Source organism: Rhodococcus sp. YH1 (genome assembly GCF_009939605.1).
GTDB classification, from domain to species: domain Bacteria; phylum Actinomycetota; class Actinomycetes; order Mycobacteriales; family Mycobacteriaceae; genus Rhodococcus; species Rhodococcus aetherivorans.
The window spans coordinates 1-23,423 of sequence record NZ_WVTE01000008.1 but is presented as its reverse complement, the minus strand read 5'-3'; the positions used below and the strand labels follow the sequence as shown (position 1 = coordinate 23,423).

Here is a 23,423-nt window from a genome sequence, read left to right as displayed (position 1 = left end):
CGATGAACTCTTCGAACCCGACGCTCATTCCTTCTCCCTGTCGAAGCGATCCCACAACCACTCGACATGGTTGCGCCCCGCACTTGTCTTCGCGCTAGCGGATCGTCGTACCTGTACAGCTCAACGCCGGCCGCATCGTCAAGGTCGACAAGGAGGCGCCGAACGCCATCGCGCAGGTCTCCTGCGGTTACGTCGCGCGCAGCCAGTGGGCCGCGATCGTCGACGCGGAGACCGCCACCGAGGTGCCGGACGGGCACGTCGGCGAGATCTGGCTGCACGGCGAGAACATCGGCATCGGGTACTGGGGGCGCACCCAGGAGACCGACGAGACCTTCCACAACAAGCTCGTCGACCGCCTGCCCGCGAGCAGCCACGCCGAGGGCACGCCCGCGGACGCCCACTGGCTGCGCACCGGCGACTACGGCGTGTACGTCGACGGCGAGCTGTACATCACCGGCCGCGTCAAGGACCTGGTGATCGTGGACGGCCGCAACCACTACCCGCAGGACCTGGAGTTCTCGGCGCAGGAGGCCAGCTCCGCGCTGCGTCCCGGCTTCGTCGCCGCTTTCGCCGTGCCGGCCAACCAGCTGCCGCAGGTGGTGTTCGAGAATTCGCACTCGGGTCTGCAGTTCGATCCCGACGACGCCTCGGAGCAGCTGGTCATCGTCGCCGAGCGGGCGCCCGGCGCGGGCAAGGCGGATCCGCAACCCGTCGCGGACACCGTTCGCGCGGCGATCTCGGCACGGCACGGGGTGACCGCGCGCGACGTGCTGCTCGTGCCTGCCGGGTCGATCCCGCGCACGTCGAGTGGCAAGATCGCGCGGCGTGCCTGCAAGGCCGCCTACATCGAGGGAACCCTGCGCGGTGGTTACACCCAGCAGGCATTCCCCGATAGCGTATAAAAATTGTTCTCTTTCCCGGGTAGCGTGGTGGGTTGATGGCTGACACTGAAATGACCGTCGCGCAGCTGCGCGAGTGGCTGCGGAACTGGATCGCCGAGGCTACCGGGCAACCGGTGGCGCAGATCTCCGACGATCGCCCGATGGAGGAGTTCGGCCTCTCGTCCCGCGACGCCGTGGCGCTCAGCGGCGAGGTCGAGGAACTGCTCGGCGTCACCCTCACCGCCACGATCGCCTACCAGCACCCCACCATCGCGTCGCTGGCCACGCGCATCATCGAGGGCGAACCCGAGCTCCCGGAGGGCGACGACAGCGCCTTCTACGCCGCCGGTCCGGCCGGCAGGACGCACGATGTTGCGATCGTCGGTCTCGCCGCCCGGCTGCCCGGGCACGTGAGCACCCCCGCGGAGATGTGGGAGCTGCTCGCCCAGGGCCGCGACGGCATCACCGACCTCCCCGAGGGCCGCTGGTCCGAATTCGCGGACGATCCGCAGATCTCGTCGGCCATCGCCGCAGCCAACACCCGCGGCGGCTACCTCGACGACGTCAAGGGCTTCGACGCGGAGTTCTTCGCGATGTCGCCGCGCGAGGTCGAGATGGTCGACCCGCAGCAGCGCCTCGCCCTCGAACTCACCTGGGAGGCGCTCGAGCACGCCCACATCCCGGCCAGCGACCTCAAGGGCCGCCCGGTCGGTGTGTTCATCGGCAGCTCCGCCAACGACTACCAGCTCCTCGCGGTGAGCGACCCGTCCGCCGCACACCCGTACGCCCTGACCGGCACGGCCACGTCGATCGTGGCCAACCGGGTCTCGTACTTCTTCGACTTCCGTGGCCCGTCCGTCGCCCTGGACACCGCATGCTCGTCGTCGCTCGTGGCCGTGCACCAGGCGGTGCGCGCCCTGCGCGACGGCGACGCCGACGTGGCGCTGGCCGGTGGCGTGAACATGCTCGTCGCGCCCGCCGCGACCCTCGGCTTCGACCAGCTCGGTGTGCAGGCCCCCGACGGCCGCATCAAGGCGTTCTCGGCCGACGCCGACGGCATGGTCCGCGCCGAGGGCGGCGGCCTCGTCGTGCTCAAGCGGCTCGAGGACGCCGAACGCGACGGCGACACCGTGCTCGCCGTCATCGCCGGTTCCGCCGTCAACCAGGACGGCCGCTCCAACGGCCTGGCGGCCCCGAACCCGGAGGCCCAGGTCGACGTGCTGCGCCGCGCCTACCGGGACGCGCGCATCCTGCCGTCCGGCGTCGACTACATCGAGGCCCACGGCACCGGAACCGTGCTCGGCGACCCGATCGAGGCGGACGCCCTCGGCCGCGTCGTCGGCCGCGGCCGCGACGCCGACAAGCCGGTGCTGCTGGGCTCGGCGAAGACCAACTTCGGCCACCTCGAGGCGGCCGCCGGCGCGGCGGGCCTGATCAAGGTGGTCCTCGCCATGCAGGAGAACCACCTGCCGGCGACGCTGAACTACACCGCGCCGAACCCGTACATCCCGTTCGAGCAGGCCCGCCTGAAGGTCATCCCCGAGGGCGCCGAGTGGCCGCGCTACACCGGCAAGGCGATCGCCGGCGTCTCCGGCTTCGGCTTCGGCGGCACCAACGCGCACGTCGTGGTCCGCGAGTACACCGGACCCGAAGCGGACGCGGAGTCGAGCGAACGTATCGTTCCGTCGGCTGAAGGAGCTGAAGGGCACATTCGCTCGGAGCAGGGCGAGGAACACCCGGTGCTGCTCGCGGTGTCCGCGGCGATGCCGTCGCGTCGTCGCCGGGCCGCCGCCGACCTCGCCGACTGGCTCGAGACCGAGGCCGGCAGCACCACGCCGCTCGCCGACGTCGCTCGCACCCTTTCCCGCCGCAACCACGGCCGCTCACGCGCCGTCGTGATCGCGAAGACGCGCGCCGAGGCCATCGCCGGGCTGCGCGCCGTCGCCGCCGGCAAGCCCGCGCAGGGCGTGTTCTCCGCCGACGCCCCCGCCGCCAACGGGCCGGTGTGGGTGCTGTCCGGTTTCGGCTCGCAGCACCGCAAGATGGCCAAGCAGCTGTACCTCGAGAACCCGGTGTTCGCCGCGGCCGTCGACGAGATCGACGAGCTGATCGAGGACGAGGCCGGCTACTCCATGAAGGAGAAGTTCCTCGACGACGGCCAGGACTACGACGTCGAGACCTCGCAGGTCGGCATCTTCACCATCCAGGTCGCCCTCGCGAAGCTGCTGCGCCACCACGGCGCCGAGCCGTCCGCCGTCGTCGGCCACTCCATGGGCGAGGCCGCGGCCGCGTACATCTCCGGCGGTCTGTCGCTCGAGGACTCCGTCCGCGTCATCTGCGCCCGCTCCCGCCTGATGGGCGAGGCCGAGGCGCTGCTCGAGGGCGACGACATCCGGCTCATGGCGCTCGTCGAGTACAGCGCCGCGGAGATCGAGCTGGTCCTCACCGACTACCCGCACCTCGAGGTCTGCGTCTACGCCGCGCCGACGCACACCGTCATCGGCGGCCCGCAGGACGAGGTCAACGCGATCGTCGCCCGGGCGGAGTCGGAGGAGAAGCTCGCCCGCGTCCTGCAGACCAAGGGCGCGAGCCACACCTCGCAGGTGGATCCGCTGCTCGGCGAGCTCGCCGCCGAACTCGCCGGCATCGAGCCGCACAAACCGAAGGTCGACGTGTACTCGTCGGTCGACCAGGACACCCACTACCGCGCCGGCCACGACCCCATCCACCAGGTCGAGTACTGGACCAAGGGCCTGCGGCACAGCGTGTACTTCACCAACGCGGTCAAGCTCGCCGTCACCGACGGGCACACCACGTTCGTCGAGCTGGCACCCAACCCCGTCGCGCTGATGTCCGTGGCCGCGACGGCGTACGCCGCCGGCGTGATCGACACCCAGCTGATCCAGACCCTCAAGCGCAAGGAGGACGAGCCGCTCGGCGTGCTCACCGCCCTCGCCCAGCTGTACGTGCACGGACACGCCGTGGACCTGCGCAGCCTGCTTCCGGCCGGCGAGTACGCGGACCTGCCGCGGACGGTGTTCCTGCGCAAGCCGTTCTGGCTCGAGACCCGCATCGGGACCGGCGGCAACGCCCGCGTGCCCGGCGCGCACGTCGCGCTGCCCGACGGCCGGCACGTGTGGGAGGTGCTCGCCGACGCCGTCACCGACCTGGGCGAACTCGTCGTCGCCGCCGCGTCGCAGACGCTCGCCGACGTCACCCTCACCGCGTCCGTCCCGCACGGCGACGTCCCCACCAGCGGCACCCTCACCACCACCCTGACCCGGCACCCCGGCGGCGCGTCGCTGCACGTGCACGGGCGCGATGCGGCGAGCGGCGAGTTCCGGTTGCTGTTCGACGCGGTCGTGGCCTCCGGCGAAGCGCTGCCCGCCCCCGCCGCGGCGCCCGCGCCGGCCGAGCGGTCCAGCGGGCCGGTCGAGACGCTTCCCGAGGTGGTCGAGACCTTCGGCGACAAGTGGAACCCGGCCGGGTCGCAGACCCTCGAGGATCGGCTGGCGCTGATCGTCGCCGAGTCGATGGGCTACGCGCCCGAGGACCTGCCCGTCGAGATCCCGCTGATCGAACTGGGTCTGGACTCGCTCATGGCGGTGCGGATCAAGAACCGCGTCGAGTACGAGTTCGACATCCCGCAGCTGCAGCTCGCCGCGGTGAAGGACGCCAGCCTGCGCGACGTCGCGAAGTACCTGCGGTACGCCGTGGAGAACCGCGAGGAGGTCGCCGCCCTCGCCGCACAGCAGGCCGCCGACCGCGAAACCGCCGAGCGGGAGGACACGACGCTCGAGCTGCCTCCGATCTCGGCCGTGGAGGACACCGGGGTGGTGCACGAGGCGGAGGCGATCCTCGAGGCCGCCGAGGCCGCCGAGGCCGCTGAAGCCGCGGAGGCCGGTGCGAGCACCGAAGCCGACAAGGCCACCGACGTGACCGACCGGCAGGCGGTTGCGGAGGCATCCGGCACCGACGTGCCCCCGCGCGACGCGGCCGAGCGGCTCACGTTCGCGACCTGGGCCGTGATCACCGGACAGTCCGCGAAGGGCATCTTCAACACCCTGCCGATCCTCGACGACGAGACGGCCGAGCGCCTCGCGGCCCGGCTGACCGAGCGGGCGAACGGCGAGATCACCGTCGACGACGTGCTCGACGCCGAGACCATCGAGCAGCTCGCCGAGAGCGTGCGCCGGCACCTGGAGTCCGCCGACCGCATCGACGGGCTCGTCCGTACGCTGCGCCCGCGCCCCGAGGGATCGGACGCCGTCCCGGTGTTCGTGTTCCACCCGGCCGGCGGTTCCACCGTCGTGTACGAACCGCTGCTGCGCCGGCTGCCCGAGGGCACCCCGATGTACGGCTTCGAACGCACCGAGGGCCCGATCGAGAAGCGCGCCCAGGAATATCTGCCGCAGATCAAGGAGATCCAGGGCGACGGTCCGTACGTGCTGTACGGCTGGTCGCTGGGCGGTGTGCTCGCCTACGCGGTCGCCAAGCTGCTGCGCGCGGAGGGCAAGGACGTGCGGCTCGTCGGCCTCATCGACACGGTCATGGCCGGGGAGAAGGTCGAGGACACCCCGGAGGAGATCACCAAGCGCTGGCAGCGGTACGCGAGGTTCGCGAAGAAGACGTACGGGGTCGACGCACCGCTGCCGTACGACAAGCTCGCCGCGACGGACGACGAGGGCCAGGTGCGCATCCTCATGGACCTGCTCAGGATGAGCGGTACCAGGATCCCCGGCGGCATCATCGAGCACCAGCGCACGTCGTGGCTGGACAACCGGGCCATCCAGACCGCGAAGCTCGAGCCGTACGACGGCGACGTGGTGCTGTACATGGCGGACCGCTACCACGACGACGCCATCGAACTCGAGCCGGCGTTCGGAACCCGGCAGCCCGACGGCGGCTGGGGCGAGGCGGTCCGTAATCTGGAGGTCATCCATGTCGGCGGCGACCACCTCCAGGTGGTCGACGAGCCGTACATCGGGAAGGTGGGGGCCGACCTGACACGCAAGCTGGCCGACATCGAGGCCACGAGGAGCTGATCGAGTAGTGACCACGACGACGGCCGGGAAGCTGGCCGAGCTGCGCAAGAATCTCGCGATCGCGAAGGAACCGGCCGGAGAGGCCGCGCTCGCCAAGCGCGCCGCCAAGGGCATCCCCAGTGCCCGGCAGCGCATCGACATGCTGCTCGACCCGGGCAGCTTCGTCGAGATCGGTGCGCTGATGAAGACGCCCGGCCGCGACGACGCCCTCTACGGTGACGGTGTCGTCGTCGGTCACGGCACCGTCGAGGGCCGGCCCGTCGCGGTCTTCTCGCACGACCAGACCGTGTTCGGCGGCAGCGTCGGCGAGATGTTCGGCCGCAAGGTCGCCGCGATCCTCGACTTCGCGCTGAAGATCGGCTGCCCCGTCGTCGGCATCAACGACTCCGGCGGCGCCCGCGTGCAGGACGCCGTGACGTCGCTGGCGTGGTACGCCGAACTGGGCAAGCGGCACGAGCCGCTGTCCGGTCTGTGCCCGCAGGTGTCGATCATCCTCGGCAAGTGCGCCGGCGGCGCCGTGTACGCCCCCATCAACACCGACGTGGTCATCGCCACCGAGGAGGCGTACATGTTCGTCACCGGACCGGACGTCATCAAGTCCGTCACCGGTGAGGACGTCAGCCTCGAGGAACTCGGCAGCGCCCGCAAGCAGGCCGAGTACGGCAACGTGCACCACGTCGCGCCGGACGAGAAAGCCGCGTTCGAGTGGGCCCGCAAGTACCTGAGCTACATGCCGTCGAACGCGCAGGAGAAGCCCCCGATCGTCAACCCGGGGCTCGAGCCGGAGATCACGCAGGACGATCTCGAGCTCGACACGTTCATGCCCGACGCTGACAACTCCGGCTACGACATGCACGACATCCTGCTCAAGATTTTCGACGACGGCGACTTCTTCGAGATCCGCTCGCAGGTCGCGCCGAACATCATCACCGGATTCGCCCGCGTCGACGGCCGGCCCGTCGGTGTCGTCGCCAATCAGCCGCTGTACCTGTCGGGGGCGCTCGACGCCGCCAGCTCGGACAAGGCCGCCCACTTCGTGCGGGTGTGCGACGCGTACGACATCCCGCTCGTGTTCGTCGTCGACACCCCGGGCTTCCTGCCGGGTGTGGAGCAGGAGAAGATCGGCGTCATCAAGCGCGGCGGCCGGTTCCTGTTCTCGTTCGTCGAGGCGTCGGTACCGAAGGTGACCGTGGTGGTGCGCAAGTCCTACGGCGGTGGCTACGCGGTGATGGGGTCGAAGCAGCTCGGCGCCGACGTGAACTTCGCCTGGCCCACCGCCCGGATCGCGGTGATGGGTGCCGAGAGTGCCGTCGCGGTGATCGGTCGCCGCCAGATCGAGGCCGCCGGTGACAACGCTCCCGCGGTGCGCCAGCAGCTGATCAACTTCTACAACGAGCACATCGCGACGCCGTACATCGCCGCCGAGCGCGGCTACATCGACGCGGTGATCGAGCCGCACACCACGCGCCTCGAGATCCGCAAGGCGCTGACGTTGCTGCGCGACAAGACGGTGTTCAAGAACCCGCGCAAGCACCACCTGCTTCCGCTCTAGTTCGTAACACCCCAATTCTGTTCGGGTGGGCCGAATGTCACATGCATGCAATGGAAATGAATGCATGTGACATTCGGCCCACAGCGGTGTCCGGGGTCAGTCCGCGCGTGACCGCACCGGGGGACGCGGGCGCTGTGTGCCCTGGTGGTAGGCGGCCTCCAGGTCCGCGAGCACCGTGGCCGGGTCGTCGCGGATCTGCCTCGGTAGGTGCGACACCACGATGATGCCGTTGCGCTGCATCGCGGCCCGTCGGACGAGCGTCGTCTCGTGCGCCTTCGGTGAGAAGTGGTATTTCAGCGAATCGATCTCCCATGCCACTGCGACCGAATCGAGCCACCCGTCGGGGCGAGCGATCCACGTACCGTCGTCGGTCTCGACGTCGACGTTGTGGGCCATGGGTGGCAACCCGCTCGTCGCGTACAGCTTCTGTGCTGCGATCTCGGCCACTGAATGCGCGTCGTGCGAGAGCTCTCGAACCACGGTGCGCGGCACGGCGCTACCGCGGCGGCTGCCGGCGCGCAGTTCGTGTGCCAGGTCGTCGACGGTCACGTCTCCGCGCTGAATCCCCGACGCCAGCAGGGCACGGCACGGATCGAGCTGCGACATTCTGCGTGCCGCATCGAGCAGACAGCGGTCCACCGGAGCAATTCTCAGCGTGCCTTTGATGATGGGTTCGGGTATCCGCCAGCTCCGCTCGACGGCGACGAACGAGAAGTTACGCCGATGCTGGGTATGCGGAATGAGTAGCAGCACCTCACTTTTCGTCGCCGAGTTGGTGTAGCCGTGTATCCCGAGCGCGGCATGACCTGAGATCAGCGCCGAATCGCCGCCGTACAGCAGCGCGGCCGTGTTGCGCTGCAACACGGACAGCGACCCGTTGTGCAGCGCCACCACGCCCGGCAGGACGCGCTGCCACGGACCACCCTTACGGCATCGGCCGGCGATCGTGCCGCCGGCGACGCCGTGCCTCAACAGCGTTGCCGTCCGGATGACGCCGTTGGTGCTCAGTGCGAACAGCTCTTCGGGATCGTCTCCCCATGTCCCCCGTTTCATTGCTACAGCCTGCAGGGGGATCGTGTCCTACGAAAGACCGTCTCGTCGGCCTGTGGATAACCTTGTGGTGGCCGAATGTCACATGAGTTCAATGTAAGTGACGGTATGTGACATTCGGCCGGGAGACGTGAAGGCGCATGCGGGGGTATTGCGTGCGGGAGTCGGTCAGGGAACGACCCAGCTGCCCGACGCCGAGACCCAGGTCGTGCCGTCCGGGACGGTCACCGTCGCCCGCACCCGTCCGGGGCCGGTCTCGGCTCGACCGCTGAGGACCTGCTCCTCGCCGATCTCGGGGAAGTCCGGTAGTTCGTTCACGCCCGTCGTGCCCGTGTCCTCGTTCACCCACGTGACGAGGCAGAAGCACTTGACGCTCCCACCGAAGTGCGTGACGCCGGGCGTGTTGACGTTGGTGTAGACGTTCACGTAGTCGTGGACGAGCGCCTCGGTGGGAGCGGCGGATCCGGTTCCCACGCCGGTCGATCCGACGACCGGTCCCAACGTCGCCGCGTGAACGGTCTGCGCCGATGCGGCCGGCGCGTTCAGCAGCGCCAGGACCACAGCGGATGCGGCCACGGCGGTGGTCCGGGCGGCGAACTTCCTCGACATTCAGGTCCTTTCGTTGCCGGCCGTGCCCGCCGGCCGGATGTCACGTTCGGTCGATCGAAGCGAACATATGTGACATTCGGCCGGAAGGCACGCGCGGCACGCGGACGGGGCTCGCCGACGGACCTACTCGTATACGCGCAGCGTGCCCGGATTCCACAGGCCGGAGCGCGTGATCGCCTCGGTCTGCGGCTCGGCCGGTACGGCGTTCGGGTAGAACCGCACGTACCGCTCGAGCGAGCCCCAGTCGCGGGCCCAGTCGTTCTCGAGGTACGTGGGGATCTGCTCGGGGCGGGCGAGGGCTTCGGTGAAGCCGAGAGGGCCGCCGTTGTCCGCGGACTGCCAAGTGTCGGTGGAGGATACGGCCAACGGGCGGTCCGGCAGGATGCGGTAGTTCGGCATCTCGGCGATGCCGTAGCGGTGGTCGAACGGGCGCTGGCACGGGAACTGCAGTCCGACCGCCCAGTCGAGCAGCACCGGCTGCTCCGAGCCGATCACGGTGTTGAGCGTGTCGAGCTTCGGCACGCGGGGCGGGGTGAACGCCAGCCACTGGTCGCCGGTGAGGTTGGGATCGTTGGCGACGATGCGGACGGCGTCGGTGTCGGCGGGGAGCTCGGACAGCGGGATCCGCAGGTTCCGCCACGACGGTGCGGGCCCGATGTCGCGTGGCAGGTAGGTGCCCTGCGGCTCCACGGTGCCGTCGGGCAGGCGCCTGCCGTACTCGACGAGCAGCGACTGGCCGTAGGTGGTGGCGCCGGTGTCGTCGACGGACCAGATGCGGCCGGCCGCCGAGATGACGACGAGCGGCGCGTCGTCGCTGCGCTCGGGCAGCCCGTACCAGCTCGACGTGAGCAGCGCCGGTTCCTGCACACCCTCCTGGTAGCTGCCGAGCACCGGGGTGACGGCCGGGTCGAGGCCGAAGGGCAGCTTGGCCTCGGAGCCGTTGACGGTGCGGGCGCCGGTGCCGCCCGTGGTGCCGCCGCCGGCGCCGGTCTCGAACGTCGGCCCGACGCTCTGGTTGTCGGTGTTGCCCTGGCCGGGCTTGACCTCCACGTAGTCGGCGGTGAGGTCCGACGGGATGCCGTTGGGGCTGAAGCCCTCGGGGGCGGCGCCGGCGAGGGCGTCGCCGTTCAGCGGCGGGTTGTCCGGGTCGACGATGGGCGCGAGCCGCCCGGAGTTCGGGTCCGATTCGACGAGTACGTCGTTCGCCAGGCCGCACGTCTGGCCGGCGAGCGCGCCGACGTTGGACCGGGCGAGCGAGTACGCCGGGTACTGCGACACCGCGCCCTTGAGCAGCGACAGCACCTCGAAGAGCACCATCGCTCCGGCGACGACGGTCAGGGGCGCCGCCGCGAACTTGCGGATCCGGCGGCCCTTGCGGGTCGTGGGCTTGGGCTGCGGCGGCGCGTAGCCCTCACGCAGGTACTGCCACGCGACGAGCCCGAGAGCGAGCCCGAAGAGGAGCAGGAACAGCGAGCTGGACTGGTTGCCGCTCAGCGAGACGGTCTTGTCGAACCACGGGATGCCGTAGCTCGACACGTACCACCAGCCGTTGATACCCGCGAACGACACGGCCAGCACGAACAGCAGCCCGGCGAGGAAGATGGTGCGGTTGCGCCGCGACCGCAGCGCGCTCGCGGAGACGATGACCGCGGTGAGCGCGGCGAGAGAACCCGCGATGCCCGCGTACGCCCCGAAGTGGTGGGTCCACTTCGTGGGGTTGAACATCATGAAGAAGATCGTGCCGAAGACGATGCCGATCAGCCGCCACGACGGGCCCGTCGCGACGCCGGGGATGCGGCGGCGGCGCAGCAGCACCAGCAGCGACGTGAACAGGCACAGCAGCATGACGAGGAACGCGAACCGGCGCGCGAGCGAGCCGTCGACGGTCTGCACGAACAGGTAGTAGTAGCGGAGGAAGTCGTTCCACCACTCCTCGTTCGGGCCGATGATGGTGCGCACGCGGGTGGCCTCGAGCACCGCGGCGAGGGTCTGGTCGGAGAACACGACGACGAGCACGAGGGTGCCCGCGGCGGCGATCGGTGCGAGCAGCGGCAGTGTCCCGACCTCGCGGTGGCGGCGGACGACGATGCGGGTCATGGGCCGGATGCCGGCGAGCAGCGCGGCCACACACATCAGGCCGGTCGGGGCGGCGGCGAGGGTGAACGCGCCGATCATGACCGCCGTCGCGGCCGGCAACAGGCGGCCGGTGGCGATCGCCCGTTCGATCGAGCACCAGGTCAGCAGCGCGCCGAGCGCGACGATCGGCTCGGGGCGCAGGCCGTTGTTGTAGGGCAGCCAGAAGGCCAGGAACACCAGGCCGCCGGTCCACAGGGCGACGGTGTTGTGCCGGACGGCGCGGCCGAGGCGGGGCACCACCTCGCGGCTGATGACCATCCAGCAGGTGATGCCGGCGAGCAGGGCGGGCAGCCGCATCCAGACGCTGGCGGTGGAGACCTCGGCGAACGCGGCGAGGACGTCGTAGTACCAGCCGAACGGGGCCTCGGGGACGCCGAACCAGCGGAAGTAGTTGGCCATGTAGCCGGAGTGCTCGGAGACCCGGGCCATGGTCAGCAGGTAGCCGTCGTCGGAGGTGTTCGCACCGAAGAAGTGCCAGCCGGCGAGGGTGCCGACGACGACGGCGTCGACGCCGGTGAACTTCCACCAGTGCGACGGCAGGAAGCGGCGGTGCCCGCGGCCGTCGGTGCCGTCGAGCTTGGCGAGCGCGGCGACCGCCAGCGCGGTCGACAGCGTCGCCAGGATCATCGCGAGGAGCTTGACCAGCGTCGGCGACGACGAGAACCGGGAGTCGACGTCGACGGTCACCGACATGCCGGGAACCGGGGTGTCGAGGTCGCTGAACACGCCGACGACGAGGGGACGCAGGTCGCCGGTCAGCTCACCGGCGCGCGGGTTGCCGTTCTCGTCGCTGAGGCCGACGAACTCCGCGGTGGTGCGGTCGACGTCGGAGAAGATGCTGATCTCGGTGCACGCGGCGGACTCGACGTCGCTGCGCGGGGCGGTGGCCACGACGACGTTGCGGTCGAGGACGTCGACGTTCTCGGCGCCCACTCGCACGAACATCGCGTTGAGCGCGGCGCCCTCACCGCTGGCCGGTGCGGTCGCGAGGAGCAGGCCGCCGCCCGGGGGCATGCCGGCGACGGCGGTGCACGGCACCGTCGCACTCAGCTGCCGCGGCACCTGCGACATGAGTGGCACCTCGACCGGCCCGGTCGAGCCGTTCTGCGGCCACGTGACGGTGGCCTCGGTGACCTTGACGGGCAGGAACGGGGTCGCGACGGCGAGGAGCACACCGAGCAGACCCGCCACCGCGGCGACGAGCCGGGCGGTGCGGTACTGCGCCCGCAGATCCCGGGCAACCGGCGGCCGGGGAACGGCTGCGGAGGGGGCGGGAACTGTGGTCACGTCGTCGGGCACGATTGTCGATGGTATCGGGCGCAGCTGAGTGGACGCACCGTCCCTACCACCGCGTAGGACCCTATTCACGCATTACGGGCACTCCGTCGCGGATCGGTCCGGGCGACCACCAGCCCCAGCGGACGACGTTCTCGGTGGCAATCTCGGCGGTCGTCGCGCCCGGGTCGATGGGCGTGTACCGCTCCAGCGAGCCCCAGTCGCGGTCCCAGTCGTGGTTCAGATAGGTGGGGATCGTCTCGGCGGTGAGCAGCAGCGGTATCCAGCCGAGCGGGCCGCCGCCGATGTCGTCCTGCCAGCCGTTGGTGGAGTCGGCGCCGACCCGGTCGGGCAGGATCCGGTACTCGGGGACCTCGGCGACGCCGTAGCGGTGATCGAACGGACGCTGGCAGGGGAACGCCAGGCCCACCGACCAGTCGAGCAGGACCGGGGCCGTGGAGCCGACGAGGGTGTTCAACGTCTCGAGGCGCGGCATCCGCGGCGGGGTGACGGCCACCCACTGGTCGGGTGCCAGGTTGCCGTCCGTCACCACCAGCCGGACCGCGTCGGCGTCGGCGGGGATCCGGTCGCTCGGCACCCGCAGGTTGCGCCACGACGGGGACGGCCCGATGTCGACGGGCGCGACGCGCGCCAGCGGTTCGACGTTCGAATCGCCGCCGGTTCGCCCGAACTCGAGCAGCACGTCCGCGCCCGGGGTGAGGACGCCGTCGGGGTCGACGTAGTGCACGCGGCCGGCGGCGGTGACGACCAGCAGCGGCGTGGCGTCGGTGCGTTCGGGCAGCGCGTACCAGCCGGACTCGAGGTCGGCTTCCTGCTGCGCCCCGGTGCGGTAGCTGCCGAGCACGGGGGTGCGGGCGGGGTCCAGGCCGAACGGCAGCGCGACGGTGCTGTCGTTGATGCCGGCGGCGCCGCGGCCGCCGCCGGTGCCGGCGCCCGTGGAGGTGGTGGTGCCGCCCCCGTCGGTGTCGACGGTGTTGGCGCCGCCCGTGGTGGAGATCTCCTCGTCGGCGGTGAGGTCGAGAGCGACGCCGTTCGGGGTGAAGCCGTCGGCGGCGCCGGCGCCGAGCGCCTCGGCGACGTCGCCGTCTAGGGGGGCCAGCGCGGTGGCGCTGGGGTCGGTCTCGACGAGGACGTCGTCGGCGAGGCCGCAGCTGCTGCCGGTGAGGGCGGCCGCGTTCGACCGGGCGATCGAGTACGCCGGGTACTGCGCGACCGCGCCCTTGACGAGCGAGAGCACCTCGAACAGGACGACGCCCGCGGCGACGACGGTCAGCGGCGCCGAGGCGATCGCCCTGACCCGGCCGTTGCGGTCGGGTTTCGGGGTGGCGAACGGTTCGCGCAGGTGGAACCACGCGGCGATGGCCAGCGCGACGAGGGCCAGCGCGAGCAGGGCGGTGGAGAAAGCGCGTCCGGAGATGGACGGCGGCTTGTCCCACCACGGGATCCCGTAGCTGGAGACGTACCACCAGCCGTTGGAGCCGGTGAACGCCAGCGCCAGCACGAACAGCACCCCGGCGGTGAAGAGGGCGCGGTTGCGCGCGGAGCGGATGCCGACGGCGCCGACGCCGACCGCGGCGAGCGCGGCGACGGACCCGGCCAGTCCGGCGTACACGCCGAAGTGGTGGGTCCACTTGGTCGGGGTGAGCATCATCAGCAGCAGCGACGCGAAGACGATGCCGAGGATGCGGCGCGACGGACCGAGGGCGGTGCCGGGGATGCGGCCCTTGCGCAGGATCAGCATCACGCACACCACCAGGCACAGCAGCATGACGAACACGCCGAAGCGGCGGCTGAGGGAGCCGTCGGGGGAGACGGTCAGCAGCGCGTCCCAGCGCAGCCGTTCGTCGAACCAGGGCACGTTGGGTCCCACGGCGGAACGCACCCGGGTCGCCTCGAGCACCGAGGCGAGGGTCTGGTCGGCGAAGACGACGACGAGGACGACGGTGCCCGCGGCGAGGATGGCAGCCACGGGCGGGAGGACCCCGACGAGCCGGCGGCGACCGGCCAGCCGGACGACGACGGGCCGGGCTCCGGCGACGAGCGCGGCGACCGCGATGAGCCCGGTGGGACCCGCGGCGAGGGAGAAGGCGGCGAGCAGCACGGCGATCGCGGCGGGCAGCATGCGGCCGGTGGCGACGGCGCGTTCGATCGAGCACCAGGTGAGCAGGGCGCCGAGCGCGATGATGGGCTCGGGCCGCAGGCCGTTGTCGTAGGGCAGCCAGAAGGCGAGGAACACCAGGCCCGCCGTCCACAGCGCGATGCGGTTACGGCGGACGGCGACTCCGAGCCGGGGGATGACCTCGCGGCTGATGACCATCCAGCAGGCGACGGCGGCGAGCAGGGCGGGCAGCCGCATCCACACGCTGGCGGTGGAGACCTTCGCGAGCAGGACGAGCACGTCGTAGTACCAGCCGAACGGGGCCTCGGGGACGCCGAACCATCGGTAGTAGTTGGCCATGTAGCCGGCGCCGTCGGAGGCGCGGGCCATGGTGAGGATGTAGCCGTCGTCGGAGGTGTTGGCGCCGATGACGTGCCACAGCAGCAGCGTGCCGACGACGACCGCGTCCACCGCGGTGAACCGCCACCAGTGGGCGGGCAGGACCCGGCGGGCGCGGCGGTTGTCGACGCCGTCGAGCCGGTGCAGTGCCACGAGTGACAGCAGGGTCGCAAGGAGGCAGGCGACCATCGCGACGAGTTTGACCAGCGTCGGAGTGGAGGTGAACCGCGAGTCGAGGGCGGCGCGGACGGACAGCCGCTCGGCGTTCGGGCCGGAGTTGAGGGCCTCCACCGAGCCCTGCAGATCGGAGTAGACCCCGACCATCTGCGGCCGGTGATCGCCGTCGAGCATGGCGACGTGGTGCCCGTCGTCGTGTTGCTCGAGGCCGACGATCTCGGCGGCGGTGCGGTCGGCGTTGGTGGCGACGGTGACGGCTGTGCACCGGTGCTCGTCGTCGATCGGTGCCGACACGACCACCGAGTTGCGCAGCACCACCTCCACGGTGGCGGAGCCGCCGTCGGTGCCGGCGACGGTCCGGATCACGAGGGCGTTCTCGGTGGCGTCGGGGGCGCCCGGCGGCACGGTGGAGACCAGGGTGCCGCCGTCGTCGCCGAGCAGGGGGAAGGCCGAGCACGGCACACTCGCCCGCAGTTCGAGGGGGGTGTAGGAGACGAGGGGCGCCTCGATGTTGGTCAGGTCGGTGCCCTGCGGCCAGCTGACGGTGGCGGCCTCCTGCCGGACCGGCAGGAACGGCACGGCCAGGGCGAGCACCATGCCGAGCAGTCCGGTGACCGTCGCGACGATCCTGGCCGTGCGCACGCGGGCCTTCGTATCGGCGTAAGCGGGCGTTTCGGGCGAAAGGACATCGACGGGCACAAGGATCGATGCTAGGCGAGGGAGGGTGGTGCCGGGGGTGAGCACCTCCGGTCAGGAGGCGGCCCCGTGCTCGACGGGGTCGCCCGCCGGGTCGCCGGCCAGGTCGTCGAGGGAGAGCCCGAGGACCCGGGCGAGCGCGGTGACGGTGAAGAAGGCGGGCGTGGCGATGCGGCCGGTCTCGATCTTCCGGAGCGTCTCGACGGAGATGCCGGCGTCGCCGGCGACCGTTGCCATGCTGGTGGTGCCGCGCGCCGCGCGCAGACGTTCGCCGAGCCGCCGGCCGCGTTCGAGTTGGACGGGGGTCAGCGGTTCGCGCACCATGCCCGTATAGTAATACCGGTATTTCTATTGGGAGGCGACATGGTCGAACTGAAGACGCCCGGCGAGATCGAGGCGATGCGGGCCGCCGGCGCCGTGGTCGCGGACGCGCTCGCGGCCGTGCGGGCCCACGCGGCGATCGGGGTGTCCCTGAAGGAACTCGACGACGTCGCCGCGGCGGTCGTCCGCGACGCCGGCGCGACCTCCCCGTTCCTCGGCTACCACCCCGAGTGGGCTCCGTCGCCGTTCCCCGGAGTCGTGTGCGCGAGCGTCGACGACGGCGTCGTCCACGGCATTCCCGGCGGCTACCGGTTGCGTGACGGCGATCTGGTGAGCATCGACTGCGGGGCCGTGCTCGACGGCTGGTGCGGGGACGCCGCCGTGAGCTTCACCGTCGGCGCCGCCGACCGCGAGGCCCTCGCCCTGATCGCCGCGACGGAGGAGGCCCTCGCGCGCGGCATCGCCGCGGCCGTGCCGGGCAACCGCCTCGGCGACATCGGCGCGGCGATCGGCGGCTACGTCCGCTCCCGCGGCTACGGCATGCTCGCCGACCACGGTGGCCACGGCATCGGCCGCCGCATGCACGAGGACCCGCACGTGCCCAACGAGGGCCGGGCCGGTCGCGGGATGCGGCTGCGGCCCGGGCTGGTGCTGGCCATCGAGCCGATGCTGCACGCCGGGGGCGGCGACGCCTACCGGCACGACCCGGACGGGTGGACGCTGCGCACCGCCGACGGCAGCCGGGCCGCGCACTGCGAGCACACCGTCGCGATCACCGAGGACGGACCGGTCGTCCTCACCCAGCGCTGAGGACGTATCGATCCGCGGGTGCGCCGGTCCGACCCGCGACGAAGCGACCCCGGTAGGCACTAGCATCGGCCTATGGCCAGGGCGACGGCGATCGGCGAGGCCCTGCGTGGCGCGGGCATCTCCGACGTGCTCGACGACACCACCACCCGGGCCCTGTACTCGTCCGACGCCTCCCTCTACCGGGTGCCCCCGCAGGCGGTGGTGCGGCCCCGTGAGATCGACGAGGTCGCCACCGTGCTCGAGGTGTGCCGCCGGCACGGCGTTCCGTTCACCTCGCGCGGCGGCGGAACGTCCGTCGCCGGCAACGCCGTCGGCCCCGGCGTCGTGCTCGACTTCAGCCGTCATCTCGGCCGTGTCCTGCAGATCGACCCCGAGGCCCGCGCCGCGACGGTGCAGCCCGGCGTCGTCCAGTCCGAACTGCAGCGCGCGGCCGCCCCGTACGGACTGCGCTTCGGGCCCGACCCGTCCACCCACAACCGCTGCACCGTCGGCGGGATGATCGGCAACAACGCCTGCGGTGCCCGCACCCTCGGCTACGGTCGCACCTCCGACAACGTCCTCGGCCTCGAGGTGCTCACCGGCGCGGGCCGGCACCTGTCGCTGCCCGACGACGCCCCCGTCCTGGAATCGCTGCGCCGCCTCGTGCTCGACCACCTCGCCACCATCCGCACCGAGTTCGGCCGGTTCGGCCGGCAGGCGTCCGGCTACGCCCTCGAACACCTGTTGCCGGAGAACGGGTTCGACGTCCTGCGCTTCCTCGTCGGCAGCGAGGGCACGCTCGGCGTCGTCACCGAGGCGACGGTGCGGCTCGTCGCCGATCCCGCGGTGCGCGTCCTGGTGGCCCTCGGCTACCCCGACATCGCGACGGCCGGCGACGCCGCCCACGCGCTGCTCGGCTTCACCCCGACCGCGTGCGAGGGACTCGACTCGCGGATCGTGGACGTGGTGCGTGCGCGGCGCGGCCCGGCGGCGGTGCCGCCGCTGCCGCGCGGGGCGGCGTGGCTGTTCGTCGAACTGTCCGGCGACGACGCCGGCGAGGTGCTCGCCCGGGCGTCGTCTCTCGAACACGCCGTCTCGGCGGTGGATTCGCTGATCGTGACCGATCCGGGGAAGGCCGCGCAACTGTGGCGGATCCGGGAGGACGGGGCCGGGCTGTCCGGGCGCAGCCCCGCCGGGTTGCCCGCCCACTCCGGCTGGGAGGATGCCGCCGTCCCGCCGGAGCGGGTGGGGGAGTACCTGCGCGAGTTCGAGTCGCTGCTGACCCGCTACGGCGTCACCGGCTATCCGTACGGGCACTTCGCCGACGGCTGCATCCACATCCGCCTCGACGTGCCGCTCGAGATACCCGGGATATTCCGCGAATTCCTCTTCGCGGCAGGTGAACTCGTGGCCTCGTTCGGGGGCTCGATGTCCGGCGAACACGGCGACGGCCGGGCGCGCAGCGAACTGCTGCCCCTGATGTACTCGCCGACCGCGCTGCGGCTGTTCGGGGCGGTCAAGGCGGTGTTCGACCCCGAGGGCCTGCTCAATCCCGGCGTGCTCGTCGATCCCGTCCCCTCGGATCGGGACCTCAGAGTCCCGGCCGCGCAACGGGTCCAGGACGGCCTGGCGTTCCGGTACACCGGTGACGGCGGCGACTTCATGCAGGCCGTGCACCGCTGCACCGGTGTCGGCAAGTGCCGCGCCGACACCGCCGGCCTCGGTGGGGTGATGTGCCCGTCGTACCTGGCGACGCGGGAGGAGAAGGATTCCACCCGCGGCCGGGCCCGGGTCCTGCAGGAGATGCTCAACGGCACCCTCGTCACCGGATCCTGGCGCTCACCGGAGGTGCACGAGGCGCTCGAACTGTGCCTGGCGTGCAAGGGCTGCGCCTCCGACTGCCCGACCGGTGTGGACATGGCCACCTTCAAATCCGAAGTGCTGCAACAGAGTTACCAGGGCCGCGTGCGGCCCGTCACGCACTACACCCTCGGGCGGCTGCCGCGCTGGGCGGCGCTGGCGAGCCGGGCGCCGCGCGCGGTGAACGCGCTGGGCAAGGTGCCGGGGGTGGCGGCCGCCGGGCTGACCCTCGCCGGAGTGGACCGGCGCCGCCGCGTGCCCGAGTTCGCGCCGCGCACGTTCCGCCGCTGGTTCGCAGACACGGCCGCCGAGCGTCGCACGGACGGCGAGCCCGTCCTGCTGTTCGTCGACACCTTCACCGAGTACTTCACCCCGGAGGTGGCGATCGCCGCGGTGCGGGTGCTCGAGGCCGCAGGCCGACGGGTGTGCGTGACCGACCGGCAACAGTGCTGCGGCCTGACGTGGATCACCACCGGTCAGCTGGATGCCGCCCGGAAGATCTTGGGCCGCACCCTCTCCGCCCTGTTCCCGGCCGGCATGCCGATCGTGGGGCTCGAACCGTCGTGCACCGCGGTCCTGCGCTCCGACGCCGTCGAGCTGCTCGGGTTCGAGCCGGCGCGCGTCGTCGCCGAGTCGACGGTGACGCTGGCCGAGCTGCTCGGCGACTGGGAGCCGCCGTCGCTGTCCGGGACGACGGTGGTGGCCCAGCCGCACTGCCACCACCACGCCGTGATGGGGTGGGGCGCCGACGCCGCGCTGCTGCGCCGGGCCGGCGCGACGGTCACCCGGCTCGGCGGATGCTGCGGTCTCGCCGGCAACTTCGGCGTGGTGCCCGGGCACTACGACGTCTCCGTCGCCGTCGCCGGGCACCAGCTGCTGCCCGCGATCGCCGCCGCGGGCCCGGACGACGTCGTGCTCGCCGACGGCTACTCCTGCCGCACCCAGATCGCCGACCTCACCGACCGGCGAGGGGTACACCTCGCGCAGCTGCTCGCATCCAGGCTGTGAGCCGACGATCCACAGCGATGAGTTTTTCCGGGCCGGCCGGTCAGTCCGTAGCGAGACCACCCCGCGACCCCAGGAGCCCGTCATGATCTCGACCACCACCCGCCCCACCGAGCGCACCACCGACCGGAAGTTCCGCATCGCCGGCCTCGTGCTCACCGGCCTCGTCGTGCTGTTCCTGCTGTTCGACGTCACGATCCACATCCTCAACGTCGACCAGGCCCGGGAGGCGATGATCGATCTGGGCTTCGACCCGGACCTCAACTACGTCATCGGCGTCGTCCTGCTCGTGTGCCTGGCGCTGTACCTGGTCCCGGCCACGTCGATCCTCGGGGCGGTGCTGCTGACCGGTTACCTCGGCGGCGCCGTGGCGACGAACATGTTGAACGAGATGCCGCTCTTCAGCACCATCCTCTTCCCGGTGTACGTCGGTGTCCTCGTGTGGGCCGGGCTGTACCTGCGCGATCCGGTGGTGCGGTCGGTGATGCCGCTGCGCCGCGCCTGAGCCCCCTCGCAACCGCTGCCGGTCGTCCGCGAACACCGTCGGGTTCGCGGACGACTGCGGCTATCCGGTGCGGGTGACGACGACGAACGGCCCGATCTCCGAGATCGTGAAGCGCGGATCGTCGAACAGCGACTTCGGGTACGTCACCGTGTAGCGGCGCACATTGGGGTCGTTGGGGTACACGTCCTCGGCGAGCCGGAGCGTGTAACCCTCGGCGCCCTGCCGGAACACGATCGCGTCGGGGCCCCGCCACGGCGACTCGTCCCACGCCGCGAGCAGCTCGTCGGCCGTCTCGAGCGACGCCCAGTCCTCGATCGCGGCGGCGCGAGCCTCGAAGTCCGCCAATGGATTCGCGTAGTGCGACGTCAGCGCCTGGAATCCGAGGTAGGGGTGGTAGGCGAGGAAGGTGGTGTCGGCGGTGAGGACGACGATCTCGTCGCGGGGCCGGTCCAGCGCCGCGGTGATCGCCTCGTCCAGCTCGGCGTAGTAGGCGCCGGCGCCGGGCGGACGTTGGTCGGCGCGTTCACCGTCGCCGTCGGTGTCGGTGTAGGCGACGGTGATCTCGCTCGCGAGGACCTGCGGGATGTTCTGGGTGAACGCGACCGCGCCCAGCGCGCCGACCGCGATCAGGGACCACCGCACCCGCTGGTTCTCGCTGGTGGCCAGCACGATCCACCGGGTGAAGTCGACGAATGCGAACGTGCCGGCGGCCGCGAGCAGCACGAGCAGGATCACCTCGAGGCGGAAGGCGAGCAGGGTGTTGCCCAGCGCGGTCAGCGCCATCGACGCCAGGTACCACAGGTACACGGATACGACGCCGAGTCCGAGGGCCTGCGCGCGCCGCGACGACGTGGCCCGCCCGACCAGCCACACCGTGCCGAGCAGGCACAGCAGCCCGATCAGCGAACCGTGGAACATCGGCAGCGGCAGCCGGGCCCCGGTCTCGGGCAGATAGTGCGTCGCGGTGCCGGATCCGGCGGTGGACCCGCCCCGCAGCACCTCGAGCACGAACGGCGCCCACACGAGCAGCGCGACGAGTGCCGCGATCGCACCGATCACCACGAACCGCACGAGCACCGGGACCGCGGCGCGCCACGTGCCGGCCGCGCGTCGTGCCAGCACCGCCGCGACGACGGCCATCACGGTGACGGCGAACGCGGCGATGCCCAGGTAGAGCGTGTAGAACGTGGCCGCCAGCCCGAGGAACAGCCCGGTCCCGACGGCGGCTCCGCCGCCCGGTGCGCCCTTTGGGCTGCTCCAGCCGCCCGAAGGACGCACCGGGCGCGACAGTGCCCCCCACGCCATGACGAGGGCGGGCGCGAGCAGCAGCGCGATGACGGCGCCGTACGGCTCGGGGGAGCCGTAGGCGAGGACGACGGCGGTGGTCGCGGTGGTGACCAGCACGGCCAGATCGACCCGCACCAGCGCGGTCCACAACACGAGCGCGCCGACGGCGGCGACGGCCAGCGACACGATCGACCACGGCTTGAACGCCTCCCAGCCGTCCATGCCGAGCAGGTTCGCGAAGCGGCCGCCCACCCAGAACCAGCCGGCGGGATAGAACGGCGGCAGGTCCGCGTACGTCATGTCCCGCAGGGCCGGGGAGTCGGTGAGCCGTGTCAGGTACTCGGTGCGGAACTCCTGGTCGACGGAGATGCCGTGCAGATAGAGCTTCGTCGCGGCCAGCGGCATCCCGAGGGTGACGGTGACCAGGCCCGACAGGCCGGCCCACGACAGCACCCGCGCGAACGGCGTCCACCGTCGCCGCCGGTGCAGCACGACGGAGACGGCGAGCACGGCGAGCGCCCCCACCTGCAGCACCGTCGTGACGGCCTGCGTGACGTTCGACGAGTTGAAGGCGGGCCACTGCACGCGCGCGAACGCGAACAGGCCGACGGCGGCGACGATCGCGGCGACGAGAACCGCAGCGGCCCCCTCGCCGGCGGTGCGGAGCGCACGCCGGAAGGGGGCCACGTCGGAGGAGAGTACGGCTGGGTCGGACACCCCCGCAGCCTAGATCGGCAGCTTTCGGAAGATCGCGCGCGGGACGTGCCGCAGCACCATCATCACGTAGCGGAAGGCGCCCGGAGCCCACACGAGTTCCTTGCCCTTCTCGGACGCGGAGACGGCGAGCTTGGCGACGTCCTCCTTGTTCACCGTCAGCGGGGCTTCCTTCACCCCGGCGGACATGCGGGTGCGGACCTGCCCCGGCCGGATCACCAGGACACGGGGGCCGTACTCACGCAGCGCCTCGCCGAGCCCGAGGTAGAAGCCGTCGAGACCGGCCTTGGTGGAGCCGTACACGAAGTTGGAGCGGCGCACCCGCTCACCCGCGGCGGAGGACATGGCGATGATGCGGCCGTAGCCCTGCGCCTTCATCTTCTCGCCGACGAGCACGCCGACGGATACGGCCGCGGTGTAGTTGATCTCGGCGATCTGCACGGCCTTGGCCTGGTTCTGCCACAGCTCCTCGGCATCGCCGAGCAGTCCGAACGCGACGATCGCGACGTCGACGTCGCCGGCAGGAGCGGAGCCTGCGGAGCGACCGTTTCCGGCGAGGTCCCAGGCTCGGTCGATCACCTTCGGGTGGCTGCCGGTGTCGAGGGCGTCGAAGTCGATCACGTCGACCTTGGTGGCCCCGGCGGCCTTCACCTGCGCGACGGCGTCGTCGCGCAGCGGGTCGTTCGGCAGCGCCGCGAGGATCACGCGGGCCGGCGCCCTGCGCAGGTACTCCTCGACGATGGCGAGGCCGATCTCGGACGTGCCACCGAGGAGCAGCAGGGTCTGGGGGTTGCCGACGGCGTTGATCATCAGTGGAGTTCCAACCTTCTGGACATATCGGAGGCGAACACGTTGGTGGGATCGACCGAGCGGCGAGAGTGCGCGCGCGACGCCGACGCGCTGCTGCTGCCCGCCGGACAACTGCGAGGGGAAGGCGTCCCGCTTGTCGGTGAGCCCGACCAGCTCGAGCAACGTCTCGGCCCGGTCCCGTCGCTCCGTCCTC

12 protein-coding genes and 1 pseudogene are annotated in these 23,423 nt (G+C 71.3%); 6 read left to right on the top strand and 7 right to left on the bottom strand.

Translation table 11 applies throughout. The features are described from left to right. Positions 1-116: 116 nt before the first annotated feature. The 3 genes and pseudogenes from AIIKEEIJ_RS00905 to AIIKEEIJ_RS00895 all read left to right on the top strand — a co-directional run. A pseudogene (locus AIIKEEIJ_RS00905) lies at positions 117-902 on the top strand (fatty-acid--CoA ligase); the annotation flags it as partial. A 50-nt stretch (positions 903-952) separates the two neighbouring features. Continuing rightward, positions 953-5,926, top strand: a complete 4,974-nt coding sequence (pks13, locus tag AIIKEEIJ_RS00900) for a polyketide synthase Pks13 (RefSeq protein ID WP_161994701.1) — start codon at positions 953-955, stop codon at positions 5,924-5,926. Positions 5,927-5,933: 7 nt separating this feature from the next. Further along, positions 5,934-7,478, top strand: a complete 1,545-nt coding sequence (locus tag AIIKEEIJ_RS00895; RefSeq protein ID WP_006941932.1) for an acyl-CoA carboxylase subunit beta — start codon at positions 5,934-5,936, stop codon at positions 7,476-7,478. A gap of 96 nt (positions 7,479-7,574) precedes the next feature. Here AIIKEEIJ_RS00895 and AIIKEEIJ_RS00890 read toward each other — a convergent pair whose 3' ends face one another. From AIIKEEIJ_RS00890 to AIIKEEIJ_RS00870, 5 genes are all read right to left on the bottom strand, one after another. Continuing rightward, positions 7,575-8,531 carry a hypothetical protein gene (locus AIIKEEIJ_RS00890; protein ID WP_161994699.1) on the bottom strand — a complete coding sequence of 319 codons (957 nt, stop codon included), beginning with the start codon at positions 8,529-8,531 and terminating at the stop codon, positions 7,575-7,577. Between the two features lie 165 nt (positions 8,532-8,696). Continuing rightward, positions 8,697-9,137 (bottom strand): hypothetical protein, encoded by a 441-nt coding sequence (locus AIIKEEIJ_RS00885; RefSeq protein ID WP_006933304.1) that lies wholly within the window; start codon positions 9,135-9,137, stop codon positions 8,697-8,699. Between the two features lie 123 nt (positions 9,138-9,260). Continuing rightward, positions 9,261-12,572, bottom strand: a complete 3,312-nt coding sequence (locus AIIKEEIJ_RS00880) for an arabinosyltransferase domain-containing protein (protein ID WP_161994698.1) — start codon at positions 12,570-12,572, stop codon at positions 9,261-9,263. A gap of 61 nt (positions 12,573-12,633) precedes the next feature. Next, positions 12,634-15,885 (bottom strand): arabinosyltransferase domain-containing protein, encoded by a 3,252-nt coding sequence (locus AIIKEEIJ_RS00875; protein WP_161994697.1) that lies wholly within the window; start codon positions 15,883-15,885, stop codon positions 12,634-12,636. A 108-nt stretch (positions 15,886-15,993) separates the two neighbouring features. After that, positions 15,994-16,263, bottom strand: a complete 270-nt coding sequence (locus AIIKEEIJ_RS00870; RefSeq protein ID WP_102799977.1) for a helix-turn-helix domain-containing protein — start codon at positions 16,261-16,263, stop codon at positions 15,994-15,996. A gap of 39 nt (positions 16,264-16,302) precedes the next feature. On the opposite strand from AIIKEEIJ_RS00870, the gene map reads away from it, so the two are divergent. The 3 genes from map to AIIKEEIJ_RS00855 all read left to right on the top strand — a co-directional run bounded on the left by map (position 16,303) and on the right by AIIKEEIJ_RS00855 (position 20,419). Continuing rightward, positions 16,303-17,070: a type I methionyl aminopeptidase gene (gene map / locus AIIKEEIJ_RS00865; protein WP_006933310.1), complete on the top strand. Its 768-nt coding sequence runs from the start codon at positions 16,303-16,305 to the stop codon at positions 17,068-17,070. 72 nt (positions 17,071-17,142) lie between these two features. Continuing rightward, a complete protein-coding gene (locus tag AIIKEEIJ_RS00860; RefSeq protein WP_161994696.1) occupies positions 17,143-19,917 on the top strand; it encodes an FAD-linked oxidase C-terminal domain-containing protein in 2,775 nt (924 codons plus the stop codon). An 82-nt stretch (positions 19,918-19,999) separates the two neighbouring features. Next, positions 20,000-20,419: a DoxX family protein gene (locus AIIKEEIJ_RS00855; RefSeq protein WP_006933312.1), complete on the top strand. Its 420-nt coding sequence runs from the start codon at positions 20,000-20,002 to the stop codon at positions 20,417-20,419. Between the two features lie 60 nt (positions 20,420-20,479). Here the strand turns inward: AIIKEEIJ_RS00855 and AIIKEEIJ_RS00850 are convergent, their stop codons facing one another. Continuing rightward, a complete protein-coding gene (locus AIIKEEIJ_RS00850) occupies positions 20,480-22,393 on the bottom strand; it encodes a galactan 5-O-arabinofuranosyltransferase (RefSeq protein ID WP_161994700.1) in 1,914 nt (637 codons plus the stop codon). Positions 22,394-22,432: 39 nt separating this feature from the next. Further along, complete coding sequence (locus tag AIIKEEIJ_RS00845) at positions 22,433-23,230, bottom strand: decaprenylphospho-beta-D-erythro-pentofuranosid-2-ulose 2-reductase (protein WP_043800442.1); 798 nt, start codon at positions 23,228-23,230, stop codon at positions 22,433-22,435. Between the last annotated feature and the right edge of the window lie 193 nt (positions 23,231-23,423).